23 protein-coding genes are annotated in these 16849 nt (G+C 70.2%); 15 read left to right on the forward strand and 8 right to left on the reverse strand.

Annotation, left to right across the window (positions count from 1 at the left end):
- Positions 1-118 precede the first annotated feature (118 nt).
- The 3 genes from BIV28_RS07975 to BIV28_RS07985 form a co-directional block, all read right to left on the reverse strand.
- Positions 119-1120 (reverse strand): AfsR/SARP family transcriptional regulator, encoded by a 1002-nt coding sequence (locus BIV28_RS07975; protein WP_076260809.1) that lies wholly within the window; start codon positions 1118-1120, stop codon positions 119-121.
- A gap of 498 nt (positions 1121-1618) precedes the next feature.
- Positions 1619-2968: a sensor histidine kinase gene (locus BIV28_RS07980; RefSeq protein ID WP_242652841.1), complete on the reverse strand. Its 1350-nt coding sequence runs from the start codon at positions 2966-2968 to the stop codon at positions 1619-1621.
- Positions 2965-3639 carry a response regulator transcription factor gene (locus tag BIV28_RS07985; RefSeq protein WP_076260810.1) on the reverse strand — a complete coding sequence of 225 codons (675 nt, stop codon included), beginning with the start codon at positions 3637-3639 and terminating at the stop codon, positions 2965-2967. The genes BIV28_RS07980 and BIV28_RS07985 overlap by 4 nt, the downstream gene beginning before the upstream one ends.
- 508 nt (positions 3640-4147) lie before the next feature.
- Here BIV28_RS07985 and BIV28_RS07990 point away from each other — a divergent pair.
- Positions 4148-5764 (forward strand): hypothetical protein, encoded by a 1617-nt coding sequence (locus tag BIV28_RS07990; RefSeq protein WP_207555849.1) that lies wholly within the window; start codon positions 4148-4150, stop codon positions 5762-5764.
- A gap of 144 nt (positions 5765-5908) precedes the next feature.
- Here BIV28_RS07990 and BIV28_RS07995 read toward each other — a convergent pair whose 3' ends face one another.
- The 5 genes from BIV28_RS07995 to BIV28_RS08015 all read right to left on the reverse strand — a co-directional run bounded on the left by BIV28_RS07995 (position 5909) and on the right by BIV28_RS08015 (position 8669).
- Positions 5909-6871: a tyrosine-type recombinase/integrase gene (locus BIV28_RS07995; protein WP_207555850.1), complete on the reverse strand. Its 963-nt coding sequence runs from the start codon at positions 6869-6871 to the stop codon at positions 5909-5911.
- 182 nt (positions 6872-7053) lie between these two features.
- Positions 7054-7284, reverse strand: coding sequence for a DUF3263 domain-containing protein (locus tag BIV28_RS08000; protein ID WP_083707151.1), 231 nt, complete (start codon positions 7282-7284; stop codon positions 7054-7056).
- A complete protein-coding gene (locus BIV28_RS08005; protein WP_076260816.1) occupies positions 7281-7688 on the reverse strand; it encodes a hypothetical protein in 408 nt (135 codons plus the stop codon). Before BIV28_RS08005 ends, BIV28_RS08000 begins: the two co-directional genes overlap by 4 nt.
- Positions 7689-7724: 36 nt before the next feature.
- Positions 7725-8153 carry a hypothetical protein gene (locus tag BIV28_RS08010; RefSeq protein WP_076260818.1) on the reverse strand — a complete coding sequence of 143 codons (429 nt, stop codon included), beginning with the start codon at positions 8151-8153 and terminating at the stop codon, positions 7725-7727.
- A 57-nt stretch (positions 8154-8210) separates the two neighbouring features.
- Complete coding sequence (locus tag BIV28_RS08015) at positions 8211-8669, reverse strand: hypothetical protein (RefSeq protein ID WP_076260819.1); 459 nt, start codon at positions 8667-8669, stop codon at positions 8211-8213.
- Between the two features lie 470 nt (positions 8670-9139).
- Here BIV28_RS08015 and BIV28_RS08025 point away from each other — a divergent pair, with 470 nt between their 5' ends.
- From BIV28_RS08025 to BIV28_RS08090, 14 genes are all read left to right on the forward strand, one after another.
- Complete coding sequence (locus BIV28_RS08025; RefSeq protein ID WP_076260822.1) at positions 9140-9409, forward strand: DUF7572 family protein; 270 nt, start codon at positions 9140-9142, stop codon at positions 9407-9409.
- Positions 9406-9609: a helix-turn-helix domain-containing protein gene (locus BIV28_RS08030; protein ID WP_076260824.1), complete on the forward strand. Its 204-nt coding sequence runs from the start codon at positions 9406-9408 to the stop codon at positions 9607-9609. The genes BIV28_RS08025 and BIV28_RS08030 overlap by 4 nt, the downstream gene beginning before the upstream one ends.
- A 122-nt stretch (positions 9610-9731) precedes the next feature.
- Entirely contained in the window at positions 9732-10064 is a 333-nt protein-coding gene (locus BIV28_RS08035) for a hypothetical protein (RefSeq protein ID WP_076260826.1), read from the forward strand.
- Positions 10061-10435 (forward strand): hypothetical protein, encoded by a 375-nt coding sequence (locus BIV28_RS08040; protein WP_076260828.1) that lies wholly within the window; start codon positions 10061-10063, stop codon positions 10433-10435. The genes BIV28_RS08035 and BIV28_RS08040 overlap by 4 nt, the downstream gene beginning before the upstream one ends.
- The gene (locus BIV28_RS08045) at positions 10432-10770 is read left to right on the forward strand and encodes a hypothetical protein (protein ID WP_076260830.1); all 339 of its coding nucleotides are present in this window, start codon (positions 10432-10434) and stop codon (positions 10768-10770) included. The genes BIV28_RS08040 and BIV28_RS08045 overlap by 4 nt, the downstream gene beginning before the upstream one ends.
- Positions 10758-11129, forward strand: a complete 372-nt coding sequence (locus BIV28_RS08050) for a hypothetical protein (RefSeq protein WP_076260832.1) — start codon at positions 10758-10760, stop codon at positions 11127-11129. Before BIV28_RS08045 ends, BIV28_RS08050 begins: the two co-directional genes overlap by 13 nt.
- Complete coding sequence (locus BIV28_RS08055; protein WP_076260833.1) at positions 11126-12013, forward strand: lambda-exonuclease family protein; 888 nt, start codon at positions 11126-11128, stop codon at positions 12011-12013. The genes BIV28_RS08050 and BIV28_RS08055 overlap by 4 nt, the downstream gene beginning before the upstream one ends.
- Positions 12010-12912: a recombinase RecT gene (locus BIV28_RS08060; RefSeq protein ID WP_076260834.1), complete on the forward strand. Its 903-nt coding sequence runs from the start codon at positions 12010-12012 to the stop codon at positions 12910-12912. The genes BIV28_RS08055 and BIV28_RS08060 overlap by 4 nt, the downstream gene beginning before the upstream one ends.
- A 14-nt stretch (positions 12913-12926) precedes the next feature.
- A complete protein-coding gene (locus BIV28_RS08065) occupies positions 12927-13781 on the forward strand; it encodes an exonuclease domain-containing protein (RefSeq protein ID WP_207555851.1) in 855 nt (284 codons plus the stop codon).
- Complete coding sequence (locus tag BIV28_RS08070; protein ID WP_076260838.1) at positions 13778-14254, forward strand: RusA family crossover junction endodeoxyribonuclease; 477 nt, start codon at positions 13778-13780, stop codon at positions 14252-14254. The genes BIV28_RS08065 and BIV28_RS08070 overlap by 4 nt, the downstream gene beginning before the upstream one ends.
- A complete protein-coding gene (locus tag BIV28_RS08075; protein ID WP_076260840.1) occupies positions 14254-15177 on the forward strand; it encodes a ParB/RepB/Spo0J family partition protein in 924 nt (307 codons plus the stop codon). The genes BIV28_RS08070 and BIV28_RS08075 overlap by 1 nt, the downstream gene beginning before the upstream one ends.
- The gene (locus BIV28_RS20420; RefSeq protein ID WP_207555852.1) at positions 15177-15644 is read left to right on the forward strand and encodes a WhiB family transcriptional regulator; all 468 of its coding nucleotides are present in this window, start codon (positions 15177-15179) and stop codon (positions 15642-15644) included. Before BIV28_RS08075 ends, BIV28_RS20420 begins: the two co-directional genes overlap by 1 nt.
- Positions 15641-16456, forward strand: a complete 816-nt coding sequence (locus tag BIV28_RS08085) for a hypothetical protein (RefSeq protein WP_076260842.1) — start codon at positions 15641-15643, stop codon at positions 16454-16456. Before BIV28_RS20420 ends, BIV28_RS08085 begins: the two co-directional genes overlap by 4 nt.
- The gene (locus BIV28_RS08090) at positions 16453-16785 is read left to right on the forward strand and encodes a hypothetical protein (protein ID WP_076260844.1); all 333 of its coding nucleotides are present in this window, start codon (positions 16453-16455) and stop codon (positions 16783-16785) included. The genes BIV28_RS08085 and BIV28_RS08090 overlap by 4 nt, the downstream gene beginning before the upstream one ends.
- The last annotated feature ends 64 nt before the right edge of the window (positions 16786-16849 follow it).

Raw genomic sequence — 16849 nt, forward strand, 5'->3', positions numbered from 1 at the left:
TGTTCGCCTCACGGTGCTGTGGGGACCTTCTGAAAACCTTCTGGAAAACCTTCTGGCGCGGCCCCGGCGGCGCGTGGCGTCGCGCGACGGACGCCCGCCCGGGAGGGGATGTGCACCGTCATGCGCCGGCCGTCCGGATGAGCCGCGGACGAGGCTCGGAGGCGCTGCGCAGCAGCCTGCTCAAGGTGCGCCGAGCCTGCTCGACCGAGAGCGGAGGGCCACCGGCGCGGGCGCCCGTCGAACCAGCGGCCGCCTCACAGTCGTGGGTGGCCTGGTGCAGCCGAACCACGGCGTCGATCAGCTGCTCCAGGTCGGTGTCCGTCGTCGCCGACTGTCTGAGTAGCCGCGCGTACAGCTGCTGGAGTCTCTCTCCGGGAGCACAGCCGAGCTCGTCGGCGAGCAGCCTCCTGCAGCGGTCATAGGCGCGAAGGCCTTCGGCCGGGCGCCCCGACCGCTCCATGCTGTGCAGGTAGGCGTACCAGGCCTCCTCGTCGAGCGGATCGGCGTCCAGCGCTTGGCGCGCCCATCTCGCTGCCTCGACGGGGGCGACCGCGGTGACCTTCTCCGCCGCCGCCACGAGCCATTCCGACGTCAACCGCTCGTGCTCGGCGCGCACCTGATCGAGCCACCGCGCCCGTGGCTCGTCCGACAGGAGCGGCACCGATGCGCTTGCCAGCGCGCGCCGGAGCAGTGGCAGTGCGGTCGCCGGGTCGACGCTGGGGTGCAGGCCGCGCTCGACGAGACGGGCGATGTCGACGATGTCGAGATCGACGTGGTCCATGTCGAGCGCATAGCAGCCCGACTGCGTCTGGATGGGGCCGCCTCGGACCTGTCCTTGCAGGTGGAGGTGCTTACGAAGGACGCAGACGTAGGTCTCGATGGTCGCCGAGCACGTGACCGGCCGTTGCCCCTCCCAGAGCAGGGACACCAGGTGCTCCTTGGAGAGCGGAAGGCCCCTGGCCAGTGCCAGAGCGATGAGCAGGTGCCGCGGCTTGGCGCCGCCCAGCTGTCGCGGTCCGAGCACCGTCTGACCGGTCTGCACCCGCAGCCCGCCGAGCAGGGTGATCCGGATGGCGTGGGACGCTCCGAAGCCTGGCACGACGGCCGAGGTGTCGGACATCGCTCCCCCGCTCATGGGCGGCCGCCGGATGCGTGGGCAGGTGCACGGTCAGGCCGGCGGCGTGGCCGCCGACCTGACCGCCCGCCGCGCAACTCCCACCGGGACAATGCATCGCGTTGCGAGTCGGGAGGGGAGGATCCCGGACAGGCCGCCCGGTTCGAGCCATCGCCTGTCTTCTCGACGTCGGATGCTGTGGAAGGCACGCGTCGGCGGCCCGTACCAGGACGCTCCACCGTCACTGGTAGGAACCGGCCTGGAGTCGAGTGGCCTGCGGACCGGCCGGGGTCGGCGTTCCGGGATCGGGGGAATCCCGGGGCGAAGCGGCCCGGACTCGCGCTGCGCACGTGTTCGAACAGCTTCCTCGTCCCCAGTGCGCGCTCGTTCCCCATGGGGCAATCGTTTCGAACCCCCTTGAGCCGCAACAGTGCCCGGTGAGGGGTCCTCAAGCCCCCACACCGAGGGGGATGACTCACACCCGCAAATGAGGGTGCGGGCGTCTCACCGTGCCCAGGACCACACGAAGATCTTGGGGAAGCGCGCGACCAGCTGCGCCCCGCCGGAAGACGCCCGGCCTGCACTGAACGAGCCACCGATGTCGGTGACGCTGTCCTCGATGAGCCTGAGGCCGAGATGTCCTTCACCGGATGGCACGAGGGCGTGGGCGTCGCCGTCATCCGTCACGGTCACGACGACCTCGTCCCCCACCGTGTCCGCGGTGATCCACGCGGTGGTCGCCCGCGCGTGCTTGACGACGTTGCGGAGTCCTTCACGGGCCACCTGGTAGGCGAGCTCGACTGCTTCGCGGGAGACGACGTTCAGGGTCGGGTCGATGTGGATCACCACGTCGATGCCCGCCGCCCGCACGGGTGCGGCGACCTGCTCGATCGCCGGCGCGAGGCCTTCTCGAGTCAGGCTGACGGGGTACAGGTCCGTCAGGATGGCCCGCAGGGCCGAGATGTCCGTCTGCAGCTGCTGGCTGAGGGTCTCGAGGGCCTGCCTCGACTCCGCCGCATCCTCCGGTAGCTGTCGAGCTATCGCAGGCAGCGAGTAGCCGAGTCCGGTCAGGTCCTGGATCAGGCCGTCGTGCAGCTCTCTTGAGACCTTGCGGCGTTCGATGTCCGAGGCGGCGAGGGCATGGCGCAGGAGCGAGGCACGCTCATCCTGTGCTGCATCGACCCGTCGCGCCAACGAGAGACCCAGCGGGATCACGGCCAGCATGAAGAGCAGGAGCGCTGCAAGGGTCAGGGGCACGATTCGCGAGGAGATCACGATCTCGTCGTCGAGGATGCGGCTGGTCCCCCAGTACGACTCGACGAGGATCGGCTGTCCGTCGGCGTCCGACGTCGCGGCGTACACCTCGAGCAGCTCGTCGAAGGCCTGTTCCGTCGCGTTCTCTTCCTTGCTGAGGTCGGAGACATGGGCAAGGACGGCATCGGTTCCGAAGAGCGCTGCTTCCTCTGGCTCGAGGTCGAAGCTCTCGCCGTGAAGGGCGGGAGCGTCGGACCAGATCACGTGACCGCCCTGGTCCCACACCTTGATGCGCACCATGGAGCCGTCCCTCATGGGGCTCTCCATCCGCCCCTCCAAGGCACGTACGGCAGTGGGTTCACCGTCGCGCAGTGCCTGGTTGACCAACGGCGCGACGGCGTGCCGAGCGAAGTTCGCGCCGTGCCTGCTCGCGTCGAGGACCGCGATGTCCGCGGCAGCCGCTCTGACCGCGAGGCTCACGCCAACGGCACAGACCAGCAGGGCCAGCAGGCTCCACCAGACGAAGCGACGGACCGCTCGGCTCCGTACCGTGGCCGTACGCGCCGCGGAACCGATCGAGGTCGGGTGACGCACGGTCACGGACCGATCAGGCCGAGCTTCCTGGCGGTCACCACCGCTTCGAGCTGTGAGTGCACCTGCAGCTTGACGAGGAGGTTCTTCACATAGCCTCGGCAGGTCAGGCGCGTGATGCCCAGGTGTCGCGCGATGGCGGCGGTGTTGTGACCCTCGGACAGGAGGGTGAGCACCTGGGCCTCCCGTGCGGTCAGCGGAGTGTGGCTGTTCGCGGGCGGTGACTCGCGAAGCACGTCACGAAGCACGCGGGGCTGAACCGCGAGCCCGTCGCCGTCCCGGTTGCGGATGGCCTCCAACAGCTCGGTCAGCCTCCCGTCCTTGAGGAGGAAGGCGCCCGCGCCCGAAGCGGCTGCGCGCCGCAGCAGCCCTTCGCCCATGTCGGCGGTGAGGACGACGACGTGGAGGCAGGGGTTCTGACGGATGAGCTCGGCCGCGAGCTCGATGCCGTCCTCATCACCGAGGTTGACGTCCATGACGATGACGTCGGGTCGGTGGTCGGCGGCCTGACGACGAGCCTCTGCCGCGGAATGGGCCGAGCCGGTGCAGCTCAGTCCCGGCTCCATGTCGATCGCCAGGGCCATTGCGGCCGCGACGGTCTGGTGGTCATCCACCACCATCACCCGGATGATTTCTCCGACGATGTCACCTTCGGCCCGCAGACCTGCCGTCACGCTCATGATCCGCCCTGCCTCCCCAAAGCGATCCGGTGGCCGATCACATGGGCCCCCGTCCTTCCCCCGGCTCAAGTATGGGCGCCTGCGTGCACCACGTCTCACGTTTTCGGACGACGCGTGGCAATGACACCGAACGTCTGCGGCTCAAGCCGGACAGATCCCCCACCGGCGCCTGAGCCGACCACTGCTGACCGCCAGACGAATCGACGCACGGAAGCCGAACTCTCCTGATCCGAAACGTGGCTCGACTGAACGTTCGCTCAGGCCGCGGGTAGGACGTTCGTCCGACCATCCGGATGCGCGACTTCTCAGGGTGTCTCTTCGGGCGGCCGACGTGAGTCGAAGGTCATGGGACCTGGGCGTCGGTTGCGCGGCCGGGAGGTTTGCGCCATTGAGGCATCGCGTTCCGAAGCGCCGTGTTAGACCTGCATCGGAAGTTGCGTATGTCCGCCTGTTCACGTCCCTCGGGTCGTGCTCGATGCCGCAAGGTCCGTCGAAGGGTCGGGATGCGATGAGTTCTCCTGCCCCTGCTGGGGCCGAACACGCCACGGAACCCTCGGGTGCTGACGACGAGCGGTCAACCGTCCGAAGCCGCCGCCGGCCATGGGTCTGGGCGCTGCTGATGCTTCCGCCGGCCGCCGTCGCGGTGCACCTGCTCGCGCTGGGCGCCTTCGCCGGCCGGACCGTTCGCCTGGCGGCGGAGGACTGGTGCGCGGCGACACGCGTCCGCGACTACGGCTCACTGGGTTTCATCGACTACTACTACTTCAAGGTGAACGGCCGGTTGGCCTACCACGTGGGCCAGGTCCTGGTCTTCGCCGACGGGCTCCGAGGCATTCGCCTGTTGCCGTTCGTCCTGGTCGTCACGCTGACGGTCGGCATCTTCACCGTGCTGTACCTGGCGCTGCGCCACCTGCAGTGGCGGTGGCCGGCGGCGGCCGCTGGGCTCCTCGCGGTCGTCGTGTCGGCTCTCACGTTCTTCGCCGGCAACGTGGTGTACCAGGTCCTCTTCTGGTCGGCTGCCACCGTCACGCACACGGTCCCGGTGATCCTGGGCGTCTGGAACGTGGTCATCCTCGTGGTCGCCGCACGCAGTCCCCGGCGATGGGTGCGCGTCACGGCGGTCGTGCTCGCGTTGCTCATGGGCTTCGTGATCGCATCGCTGGGCGAGGCCTTCTTCGTGGTCGGCGCCGTGTACGCGGTGACGGCCCTGCTGTCTGCCCTGCTGGCGTGGCGGGACCGGCGGGCCCGCTTCCCGATCACGTGGCTCGCCGTGTGGCTCATGGGTCTGTTCGCCGGATTCGTCGTCCTCTACTTCTCGCCGGGCCAGCGCTTGCGCACCCAGATCTCCTACCGGCACGAACAGCAGTCGCTGGTGTCGCTCCACGGCCTCTCGGAGACGGTTCACGGCTGGCTCAGCTCGTGGGCGATCATCCTCTCCCAGCCCGCGTACTACGCAGCGATCGTGGCCGGGCTCCTGGTCGGTCTGCTCGCCAGCAGCGCGCCCCTGCGCAGGACGTCGCTGCCGTTCGCCGGGGGCTCGTGGACCCGTCCGCGCACGCTGCTCGTGGTGGTGCTGCCGGCGGTTCTGGTGGTGATCGCGTCGTTCGGCGTCATCGCCGGGTTGCGGCAGGGCTACGGACCCGAGGGCTGGCGGTTCCAGCGCGCCTGGACGAGCTTCCTGATCCCCGCCCTGGTGACCGCCGCCCTCTACGGCGCCGCGGCGGGTTACTGGCTGGGCCGCCGCTCCGGCCGCTGGCAGCAGAACGCGAGGGTTCCCGCCATGGCGGCACTGCTCGGGGCGTCGGCCCTGTTCGGCACGGTGTTGTTGGGGTCCATCGTGCCGCGTAGTACAGCGCTGGTACTGGACATGTCCGTCCGCGCGAAGGCCTGGGACCAGAACAACGCAGCGGTCGAGGCACAGATCCGCGAGGGCAGGCGCATCGTGCGGTTCACGCCCACTCCCATCTCCGGCTCGACCGAGCCGTTCCGCCTCACCACCTCGCCGGACTGGGCCCGCAACTGCGCCACGGCCTACTACGGCGTCGACACACTGATCCCTTCCGAGGAGTGGCTGTCGACACCGGCCTCCGCCGAGTGGCGGCAGAAGAACCCCACGGTGCGATGAGCCCGACGCTCGAGGGCCTGCACGATCGTCACCTCCCCACGGGGATGGACGCGTGAACGACCGCGAGGTCGAGCCCAGGCCCTGGGGGTGGATGAGTCGGCCGGTACGCCGGGTAACCCAAGAACCAGCCTCTGACCTGCGGCGTTACCGAGGCTGGTCCGTCTCGGGTCCGTCCGAGAGTCCGAAGACACCCTCAACCGCGGCCCAGATCCGACCCTCGTCCGACGGCCACAGATGCGAGTAGGTCGCCAGCGTCTCGGACGGGTCCTTGTGCCCCAGTCGGTCCGCGACCGCGCGCGGCGACGCGCCCTGGGCGATGAGCAGCGACGCGTGGAAGTGCCGCAGGTCGTGCCACCCCGACCGGTCCGGCAAGTCCATGCCGGCTGTCGCCTTGTCCCAGGCGTACTGCAACTGCTGCCGTCGCAGCGGCGCCCCGCGCAGCCCCGAGAACACCAGACCCTCCGGACCCCGGGTCCCCATCTCGATCTGCTCGAGCAGCACCTTCTCGATCGACGGCGACAGCGACACCCACCGGTAGGACGCCTTCGTCTTCAGCGGCCCCCAGACCACCTTCGACGCGCTCGTGCCCGGGGCGAGCTGGCGGTCCAGGTGCACCTTGCCCGGCTTCACCCGGTCCAGCGTGATCGAGCGCCACTCCCCCGGCCGCATCCCCGTACCCGCCGCGAACACCGCCGCCCGGCGCAGGTGCGCCGGCGCGCGCTCCCCCACCGTCATCACCTGCTCGACGGTCATGGGCGCGATCAGCTTGTGGTCCGCCTTCGGCAGCCGGACACCCTTGCACGGCGAGACGACGATGAGCCGCTCGTCGAGCGCAGCATTGAAGACCGCGCGGACGTACACGAACGACAGCGCGATCGTCGCCGGCGCCAGGCCGCGCCGCGCGAGGGCGGCGACCATGTCCTGGACATCGCCCTTCGTGATGCGCTGCAGCGGCTTGTGGCCGAACGCGTCGTAGGCGTCCAGGCGCAGTCGCCGCTCGGCGGTCTCAGCCGTGCCGGGCTCGTGCTGCAGCTGCCGGCCGAGCCACGTGCGCGCATGCTGCTCGAAGGTCACGGCACTTTCGGCGACATAGGTGCCGGCGCGCATCGAGGTGTCGACGGTTGCGAGGTGCGCCTCGGCGGCGTCCTTCGTCGCGAACGCGGCCGTCTTCTCGCCACCGTCGGGCTCGATCCACGAGGCGAGCCACCGCTTGCCGCGGCCCCACCGCTCGGTGCGGACCCGTCGGCCTCGGTCGCCCGGGCGGGTCCACCGGTCCTTGACATGGCCCATCAGCCGCTGCGCCTCGCCCGTGTTCGCGCCTTGAGCCGGCCCAGGAGCGCTGACGTCGTCGCGGGGTCGGCCCGCCACGCCTCATCGGTGTGCAGGACCGCGACGAGCCTCTGGTAGTGCCTCGTCTCCGAGACGCCAAACTCGGCCTGGATCGCCTGCGCCTTCCGGCCGTCGCTGGCCCGCGGATCGTTCAGCCACCGGCGCTCGAACGCAAGCAGCTCTTCCGTCACGGCAGCATGTCCTTGTGCTGGGGACACAAGTTGATGACGGACTGCCTGAAGAGCGCGTCGACCTGGTCGGCGGTCTCCGAATGCTCTTTGCCGGTCAGCATCGCCTGAACGGCGTCGCCGAAAGAAGACTGAGTCGCCATGACCTCACAGAAGCTGTTCCCGATCTTGAGTAGCTGCTCATCGCCCACGCTCGACAGATCCAGCGTCCCGTACCGAGCGGTCTTGGCCCAAGCAACGAAGGCACCTGGCCCCGCCGGCCTGGTAGTCGTTGTCGGCTCCGGTGTCGGAGTCGTGGTCGTAGTAGTCACCGACACGGTCGGGCTCGCCGTCGCGACGGGCACCTCACCTTTGCCACATCCCGCCAACACCAACACAACGGCGGCGGCCCCTGTGATGCGCTTCATTCCCTGTCTCCTCAAGTCACGAGGTCTGGTGACCTCTCAGCACGTCGACTCTTCGCCTGCTTCCACTGCCGCCCGCCGAAGCAACGCTCGCTCCGACGGGTGCAGGTGTCTCAACCGGACGTGCACCACGTCCTCAGTAACGTTCAACTCGTCGGCGAGCTCCGGCATCGACCGGGCCCACCTTGCCGCATCCATCAGCTCGTCGAGGCGAATCAGCGAATGAGCCGTGGCCACGTCGACCGAGCGCTCTTCGTAGAGCTCGTGACCGCCGGGGCCGCGGATGATGTGCTGCCGCTCGTGCTCGATGATGCAGCGACGCTGTACCTGCGAGAGCCCGAAGCGCAGCCAGATCGTGCGATCGGCCCACCTGGTCGCGGCGTCGACACCCTCCGGCAGCTCCCCGGTCCAGTGCACCGTCCAGTCGGCCAGGGCCCGGATGGCCCTCCACGGATGGTGCTGCGCCACGTTGCCCCCTGACTCACTGGTGGGCCCGCTGCTTGAGCCGCGACCGCAACGTAACCGTCAGGTCTGACGGTCCTCCCGGCGATGACGTCGGGTGCGGTGCGCGGCCGCGCGGCCCTCCTGGATGTCCTCCATGGTGGGCGGCTTCGGGCCGGGCAGGCGCGTGACTACCGCGCCGGACTCGGGCTGCTCGAGCATCGCTGCGATGACGGCGTCGATGGCGGCGCGCTGGGTCCGCGAGAGACGGGACGCATCGGCCGGCGGGACGTAGGGCTCCCCCTCTCCCGCCGGCACCTGCGCCAGCTGCCGCAGTGTGACGATGTCGAGCTCGTCGAAGACTGCGGCGAACGCCTGGAGCGTGGAGTCGTCTGGGACTCCGTGGTCTCCGCGCAGGTAGTTCCCGATGGTGGCGAATGACACCTTGTGGCCGGCATGCTCCATCTCCTCCTCGATCCTCCGGAGCGACCATCCACTGCGCTTCTTCTGCGCGGCCTTGAGGGCCTGGGACAACTCGCTCACGTGGCTCACCTTGAGGGGGTGTAGACGGCATCGGCAAGGGCCACTGTAGACGCGCTGTCTACAACTCACACGCTTGTGACTTGTAGACGCGCAGGTCGGGGCACTACTTCTCCCCCGGATTTCGTAGACAAACACGTCTACGCTGTGTAGTGTGTTGTCACACAGCGCACAGTCGTCTACATTTGGAAGGAATCCGACATGACAGCTGAAAGGAGGCTCTACGTGAAGGTCCACCGCCAGGCCCTCCGCCAGCACATGGCGTACCGCGGACTCACCGTCCGAGGGCTCGCCGCCAAGACCACGAAGCCGCGCTTGAGCCCCTCGACCATCGGCCACCTCGCTTCCGGCGAGCGGACCACCTGCTCCCCCGAGACCGCACGTTCCATCGAAAGGGCTCTCGACGTCCCTCCCGGGACGATTTTTGAGCCCACGATGTGCAACGTGCAGTCGCACACTGAGCGAGCCTCGGCATGAACACCGCTACCCGCATCCGCGACCTCGGCTGGGTCAACGACGCGGTGCTCTTCCGGCTCGACCCGCCGATCGAGCTGCCCACCGGGCAGTCCGTCGAGCACGTCGTCATCTCCATCGGCCCGCTCACCAACGGCGACCACGGGACTCTCGTCGTCGCCGCCGACGAGGAGGGCCGCGTCACCTCGTGGGCGCCGCTCGCGGTGCTCGAGGTCGCGAACCACGGCGAGGCCCTCCAGCAGCTCGGCTACGAGGAGGTGCCGGCGTGAGCACGAAGCCGCCCACCCACCTGCTGACCGCGCACGAGGTCGCCGCCCGCCTGGGCGAGCACATCAAGACGACCCGGAAGCGCACGCGCCGAGGCGACTTCGCGTCCTTCGCGATCAACCTCGGCACCCAGAACCGGCCCATCTGGCGCTACGACGAGCGGCTCCTCGAGCGCTGGATCGACTCCCGCAGGGCCGCCTGAACATCCGGCCGCCAGCCGACTCGACCCCGACCGGCGGCCGGAGCAAGACCACTCAGCACATGACGGAGCACCCGCTCCTGGCGAAGGGATCAACGGGTGCTCGCGACGAAAGGAATCGTCTCATGACGACCCAGACCAGTACCACCAGCACCAGCACCAGCAACGCCGAGCGCATCCGCGCGGCCATCGACGCCGTCGCCAAGCGCATCCGTATCCAGGACTTCGACGTCGTCGGCATCCAGGGGACGACCTACGCGAACACCGGGATCGTCACCGTCTCGCTCCACGTCGACACGTTCGCCGAGATCGGCAAGGTCGCCGCCTACCTCCAGCTCAAGGGCGTTCGCTCGACGGTTGGCGGCATCACCATCGTCGGCCCGAGCCCGGTCACCGGCTTGGCCGGCGCCAAGGTCGAGGTCTTCGGTCCTTCGACCGAGGGGTCGGTGACCCGATGACGACCACGGCCCGCAACGCCGAGTACGTCGGCCGGCACCGCTCGCCCATCCGGCGCCCGATGCCGCTGCCGATGACGAATCTCGACGGGATCAACGACGCCGCGGTCAGCCTCAGCCTCCGCGCGACCGACCCCTACGTCCTGCTCACCAGCGACCACGACCAGGCGCTCATCGCCCTGTCGCCCAAGCAGGTCGAGCAGATCCTCGGCCGGGTTCAGGAGTCCCTCGAGTCCGGGGCCGTCGCCGGCGACGACGAGGTCGACGACGACTTCGACCCGACCGACGCCGAGCTCGCCGTCGACTACTGGCCCACCACCGTCGCCCAGCAGCACGCCTCGGCGAGGGCCCTGAGCCAGGAGCTCCACTCGTGACCGCGCTCGAGCAGCCCGTCGTCGCTGACTGGGTCGCCGCCGGTGCCCGACCGGCCGGCCAGCCCGGCCGTGTGGGCCGCAACCACGGCGCCGGTGCCTCCTGGTCCTACCCCGCCGTCAAGACCGACGAGGGCCGCGTCTTCTTCTGGCGCGACAGCGAGACCTCGGCCGGCCAGTGGATCGAGGCCCCCGCCGGGCTCGCAGCGTCCTTCGACGCCGACGAGGACTGGAAGGCCGACTGCGACCACCAGCACGCCGCCCCGTGGCAGACGTGCGCGTTCGAGGCCGACTGCGTCGCGCTTCGCCTAGAGGAGGAGCGGACATGGGGACGCTGACCCTGCCGGCCAACGGCGTCACCGCCGGCAGCGAGATGCTCATGTACCTCGCCGTCCTGGGGGTGCTCGCGTTCGTCGCCCTGGCGATGAAGCACTCACGTCGCGTCCGGCTCGCCGCCGCTCGCGCGGCCCACCCGGCCGGCAAGCTCCGCGGCCGCCACCACGCCGACCGCGCCGCCGCGGCCGTCGAGGCCCAGCACGGGCTCACCGCCTGGATCCAGTGCGTCCTGTGCCGGCGCCGCGAGCTGCGCACCGGTCTCACCCCGGCCGAGCTCGTCGACGCGCTCACCGACCCGCGTGTCACCTGCTCCCGCTGCGTCGACGTCCTCGACGCCACCGCGAAGGACGTGGCCGCATGACCGCCACCCTCATCCCGACGCTCGCACCCGGCAGCCCCGAGTGGGCCAAGCGCATGAGCGCCTCGAAGATCGCTGGCGTCGTCGGCCACTCGCCCTACGAGTCCCGGTTCTCCCTGTGGCACAAGATGACCGGGAACCTCGCCTGGGACGACGGCCAGAACGCCGACGAGAAGCGCCGCGGCCACTACCTCGAGCCCGCGCTGCGGCAGTGGTTCCGCGACCAGCACCCCGACATGCGCGTCGAGCGCACCGGCACGTGGGAGCGCGACCTGTTCCCGTGGCAGGTCGCCTCCCCCGACGCCCTCGTCGACGTGGATGACCTGCTCGAGTGCAAGACCTCGACGAAGGACTGGGAGTGGGGCGAGCCCGGCACCAGTGAGGTGCCCGTCTACTACGACGACCAGGCGCAGTGGACGCTCCTCGTGACGGGCCGGCGGCGCTGCTACTTCTCGGTGCTCACGTCCTTCATGGAGTTCCGCGAGTACGTCGTCGACGCCGACCCGCAGAAGCAGGCGTGGCTCGTCACCGAGGCTGAGGCGTTCATGGACTCCCTCGGCCGGCACGTCCCGTCGATCGACGAGCACGACGCCACCTACCGCGCCATCCGGCAGCTGCACCCCGACATCGAGGACACCGAGGTCGAGATCGACCTGTCCCTCGCGCTCGAGTACGCCGCCGCGAAGGCCGCCAAGGACGACGCCGAGACCGCCTACCGCGGCGCCGCCGCCCGCATCAGCGACGAGCTCGGCACGGGCCGGGTCGCCAAGACCCCGACCGGGCTCACCGTCGCCTACCGCCGAGCCGGCCGCGCCGGCTCCACCCCGTACCTCAACCCCGCCCGCGGCCTCACCGCCGCACTCCTGACCGAGAGGACCGCGTCATGACCGCCGTCGCACGCACCGAGCAGAACACCCCGGCCGCGCTCGTCCAGCAGTACCAGGGCGACTTCGCCGTCGTTCTGCCGTCGCACATCAAGCCCGAGACGTGGTGCCGCGTCGCCATCGGCGCGCTGCGCCGCGACCGCAACCTCGAGCAGGCCGCCCGGCAGGACCCGGCGTCGTTTCTCGGCGCGCTCCTGGACGCCGCCCGCCGCGGTCTCGAGCCTGGCACCGAGCAGTACTACCTCGTGCCGCAGAAGGTGAAGGGCCAGATGCAGGTCCGCGGCCAGATGGGCTACCAGGGCGTCGTCGAGCTGATCTACCGCGCCGGTGCCGTCTCCTCGGTGATCGTCGAGGTCGTCCGCGAGAACGACAAGTTCTCCTACGTGCCCGGCCGCGACGACCGGCCCACCCACGAGATCGACTGGTTCGGCAAGGGCGGCCGCGGCGAGCTCCTCGGCGCCTACGCCTACGCCGTGATGAAGGACGGCGCGACGTCGAAGGTCGTCATCCTCAACCGGGACGACATCGAGCGCGCCAAGGCCTCGTCGCAGGGCGCCTCCTCGGCCTACTCGCCGTGGGTGAAGCACGAGGAGTCGATGTGGCTCAAGACGGCCGCGCACCGCCTGGCCAAGTGGGTCCCGACGTCCGCCGAGTACATGCGCGAGCAGCTGCGCGCGGTCAAGGCTGTCGAGGCCGAGCAGGTCGGGCCCGGCTCGATCGGCGCCGTCCGCGACCAGCCCGTCACCGAGACCGGCCTCGAGCGCGCAGCCGACCCGGTCGGCGGCGAGCACTACGAGGCCGACGAGGTCACCGGCGAGGTCATCGACGAGCAGGACCCGCCCGCCGGCCAGTACGCCTCCTACGACGAGTCGGGCGACCCGACCACCGAGCCGGAGTGGTGAACATGGGCTGGCACATGAGCCGCCTCGCGCTCTTCGACCTCGAGACCACGGGCGTCGACCCGCACCGCGACCGCATTGTCACCGCCGCCATCATCGAGGCCGGCGCCGGGGTCAAGACCACGACCCGCTCGTGGATGCTCAACCCCGTCATCGACATCCCGCAGGGCGCCACCGACGTCCACGGCATCACCACCGAGATGGCACGCCTCGACGGCCGCGACGCCTCCACCGGCGTCCGCGAGCTCGCCGCCGACCTGCTCTCCTGCATCGGCTCCGGGCTGCCCGTCGTCGGCCACAACGTCGTCTACGACCTGACGCTCCTGCACGCCGAGCTCGTCCGACACGGGCACACCACCCTCGCGGCCGCGTTCGCTGGCATCCGCCCCGTCATCGACACGATGGTCCTCGAGAAGCAGCTCGACCCGTACCGGCCCGGCAAGCCCAACGGCCGCCGCCCCGACGCCGCCTGCGGGCCGCACACCCTCCTCGAGTGCTGCCGCCTCTGGGGCGTCGACCTCACCGCGCAGGAAGCCCACGGCGCCGAGGCAGACGCTCTCGCCGCCGGCCGCCTCGCCTGGCGTCTCGCGACGGACCCGTACCGGTTCGAGCAGTTCGACGGCCCGCGCGGCGTCGACCGCATCAACCCCGGCGACTGGGACCTCGCGCGGCTGCACGACTGGCAGGGCGCCCAGTACGCCCGCTCGGCCACCTCGTTCCAGGCGTACAAGCGCGGCGAGCAGCGCAAGAAGCCCGACGACGTCGACCCGGCCTTCGTCGCCTGCACCGAGTGGCCTGTGCAGCCGCTCCCCGCCGACTGGTCACCCGACCAGCTGCCCACTCCCGCAACCGAGCAGGAGGCCGTCGCATGAGCCGCCTCACCTTCAACGTCAACGGCACCCCCGGCGCACAGGGCTCGAAGCGTCACGTCGGCAACGGCATCCTCCTCGAGTCCAGCAAGAAGGTGAAGCCCTGGCGCGCCGACGTCAAGGCCGCCGCCGAAGCAGCCCACCTCGCCTCCGACGAGTGGGACCGCGCCACCGGCGCCATCGGCGTCCAGATCACCTTCCGGTTCGCCCGACCAAAGAGCCACTACCGCACCGGCCGCAACGCCCACCTGCTCCGCGACGACGCCCCCATGTACGTCACCAGCCGCGGCGCCGGCGATGGCGACAAGCTGCAACGCTCCACCTTCGACGCGCTCACCGCGGCCGGGGTCATCGCGGACGACTCACTCATCGTCGCCATCCACGCCTTCAAGGTGTACGCGGCCCGCGACGAGATCCCGGGTGCCACGATCGACCTCTACACGGTGCGCAACATCGCCGACCGGCAGGTGGCGTGATGGCCACCCGAGTCGAGCTGCGCACCATCCCCGTCCGCGACCTCGTCGCCAACCGGCGCAACGTCCGCGAACACCTCTTCGACATCGACGAGCTCGCCAACAGCATCCGCGCCAACGGCCTCCTGCAGCCGCTCGTCGTCAACGACCAGGGCGGACTGCTTGTCGTCACCGACGGCCACCGCCGCCTCGAGGCCTGCCAGCGGGCGTGCGTGCCGGCCGTGCCGTGCCTCGTCACCATCGGCGCCGACGCCCGCTCCGTCACCACGACGATGCTCGCCGCCGCCATGCACCAGGAGCTGCGCCCGATCGAGCAGGCCCGCGCGTTCAAGGCGCTCCAGGACGAGGGCGTCGCCGTCGCCGACATCGCCCGCTCCACCGGCTACCGCGTCGCGCTGATCCGTGCCCGACTGCTGCTGCTCGAGCTGCCGATCGAAGCGCAGGACATGGTCGACAACGACGAGCTCACCATCGGGCAGGCAACCGACCTGGCGAAGCAGGTCAGGTCCAAGAAGTCTGGCTCTGCCAGCACGAGGTCGTCCAGCCGGTCCTCTTGGCTGACCAGGTCGCACCGTCTGGCCCTGTCCATCGTCTGCGACCACGGTGACGCGCGAACCGTCGTCGGCGGGGTCGCCTGCGGGCAGTGCTGGGAGGCTGCCATCCGCGCCGACGAGCGCGGCGAGCTCGAGGTCGTCCCGGCGCACGACGAGGCCCTCGTCGATCGCGTGCTCTCCGGTGAGCGACTGCCCATGCAGCGCGTCGACCGCCTGGAGGGCGTCCGCCGGCTCGTGGCCGAGGGGCTGTCCGACAGCGAAGTCGCCAACCGCCTCAACTGCACCGACCGCCAGGTGCTCCGCGATCGGCAGGCCCTCGACCTAGCGGCGACACGGCCGCCTGGCCACCAGTACGCGACGGCGGTGGCGTGATGGCCCGCCGACTCACCGCCGCCGAGAAGCAGCAGATCATCGACCGGCTCGCGGCCGGCGACCGCTTCATGACGATCGCCCAGGAGCACGGCGTCTCCACGTCCACCGTCAACTACTACCTCCAGCAGGCCGGGCTCTCCTCCACCAGAAGGGCACTCCGCCGTGAACGTGCCACCGAGCGCGTCACCGCCAAGGAGGCCGGCCGAGCCGCCCGCCGCAACAAGGTCGTCGACATCCACGGCACCCCCGACTGGATGCACGACGGCGCCTGCCGCGGCACCGACGACCCGGACGCCTTCTACCCGAAGCGCGACCGCGACGCCGGCGACGCCGTCCGCATGTGCCAGCCCTGCCCGGTCCGGCAGACCTGCCTCGAGTGGGCGCTCAAGCACCGCGAGGAGTTCGGCGTCTGGGGCGGCCTCACCGAGGACGAGCGCCGCGAGCTTCGTCGAGGAGCGATCGCGTGAGCTACGACTACCACTACACGAAGAAGTGGCGGCTCGACCGCGAGCGCGGCATCAAGCGCTGCGTCGACTCGGACCCGGTCAAGCAGCACATCGAGCGGCTGCTCGCGTCCGGCTCGTCCAAGCGAGCCATCGCGGCCGCCGCCGGCGTTTCCCCGACGACGATCACTGCGCTCACACGCCACGAGCAGGGCACCATCACGCGCACCATCGCGGCCAAGATCCTCGCGGTCCGACCGGCGCGGCTTCACGACCGCTCCGGCGACGACTTCGTCCCACGAGTCGGCGTCGTCCGCCGGCTGCAGGCACTCCAGGCCATCGGTCACACCTGCGAGGCCATCGCCGAGGCCGCCGGCGCGACCGTGCCGATCATCCACAACCTGATGCTGCAGGTCGGGCCCTACGTCTCAGCCATGAACCGCGACCGTATCCACGTCGCCTACGAGCAGTTGTGGGACCAGCCCGGCCGCAGCGACAAGATCCGCCGGCTCGCGGCCAAGAAGGGCTGGGCCCCGCCGATGGCGTGGGACGACGACTCGATCGACGACCCGGCCGCCATCCCCCAGGTCGTCCACGACGCGACCCGAAACGGTGGCCGGCCCATCGAGTACCTGCTCGAGGACGTTGAGGACCTCCTGCGCTTCGACCCCCTCACCACTGCGGACCGCATCGCCGCCCGCCTGGGCTATGCCGACCGCTCCGGCGTCCAGAACGCCCTCGCGCGCGCCGGCCGCCAGGACCTCCTCGCACTGCTCGCTCGCAACGCAGACCTCGCCCACCCCGGGCAGGCAAATCGGAAGGACACAGCCGCATGACGCCCAAGCGCTACGACCCGGCCGATGACCACGAGCCGCTGCCCTTCCAGATCGACGCGAGGGGGGGCGTCGAAGGTTCAGAACGCCGAGCCTCCGTGCGCTCGGTCAAGTTCGGCATCTGCCCGGGACACACCGACGACGGCAGTGCGAAGCGCACTGGCTTGCTGCCGCAGGGGCTGCACCTGGTCTGGCGCTACCACCAGACCAAGACCTTCGGCGGCGTTGCGATCGACTGCCCGAGCTCGGGCCAGCCGGTGTGCACCAGTCCCTCCCGACCAGGCCAGCGCGTCGACTGCTCCTGCGGCGCGACGCCTGAGACGGCGGCCTGACCCCTACGGGCCGCACCCGCTCCGCACCCCTGGCGGAGCAGCCCGCCCCGGGACCCAGCCCGGG

Origin of the sequence: Intrasporangium flavum (assembly GCF_001956915.1) — a bacterium.
Lineage (GTDB): Bacteria > Actinomycetota > Actinomycetes > Actinomycetales > Dermatophilaceae > Monashia > Monashia flava.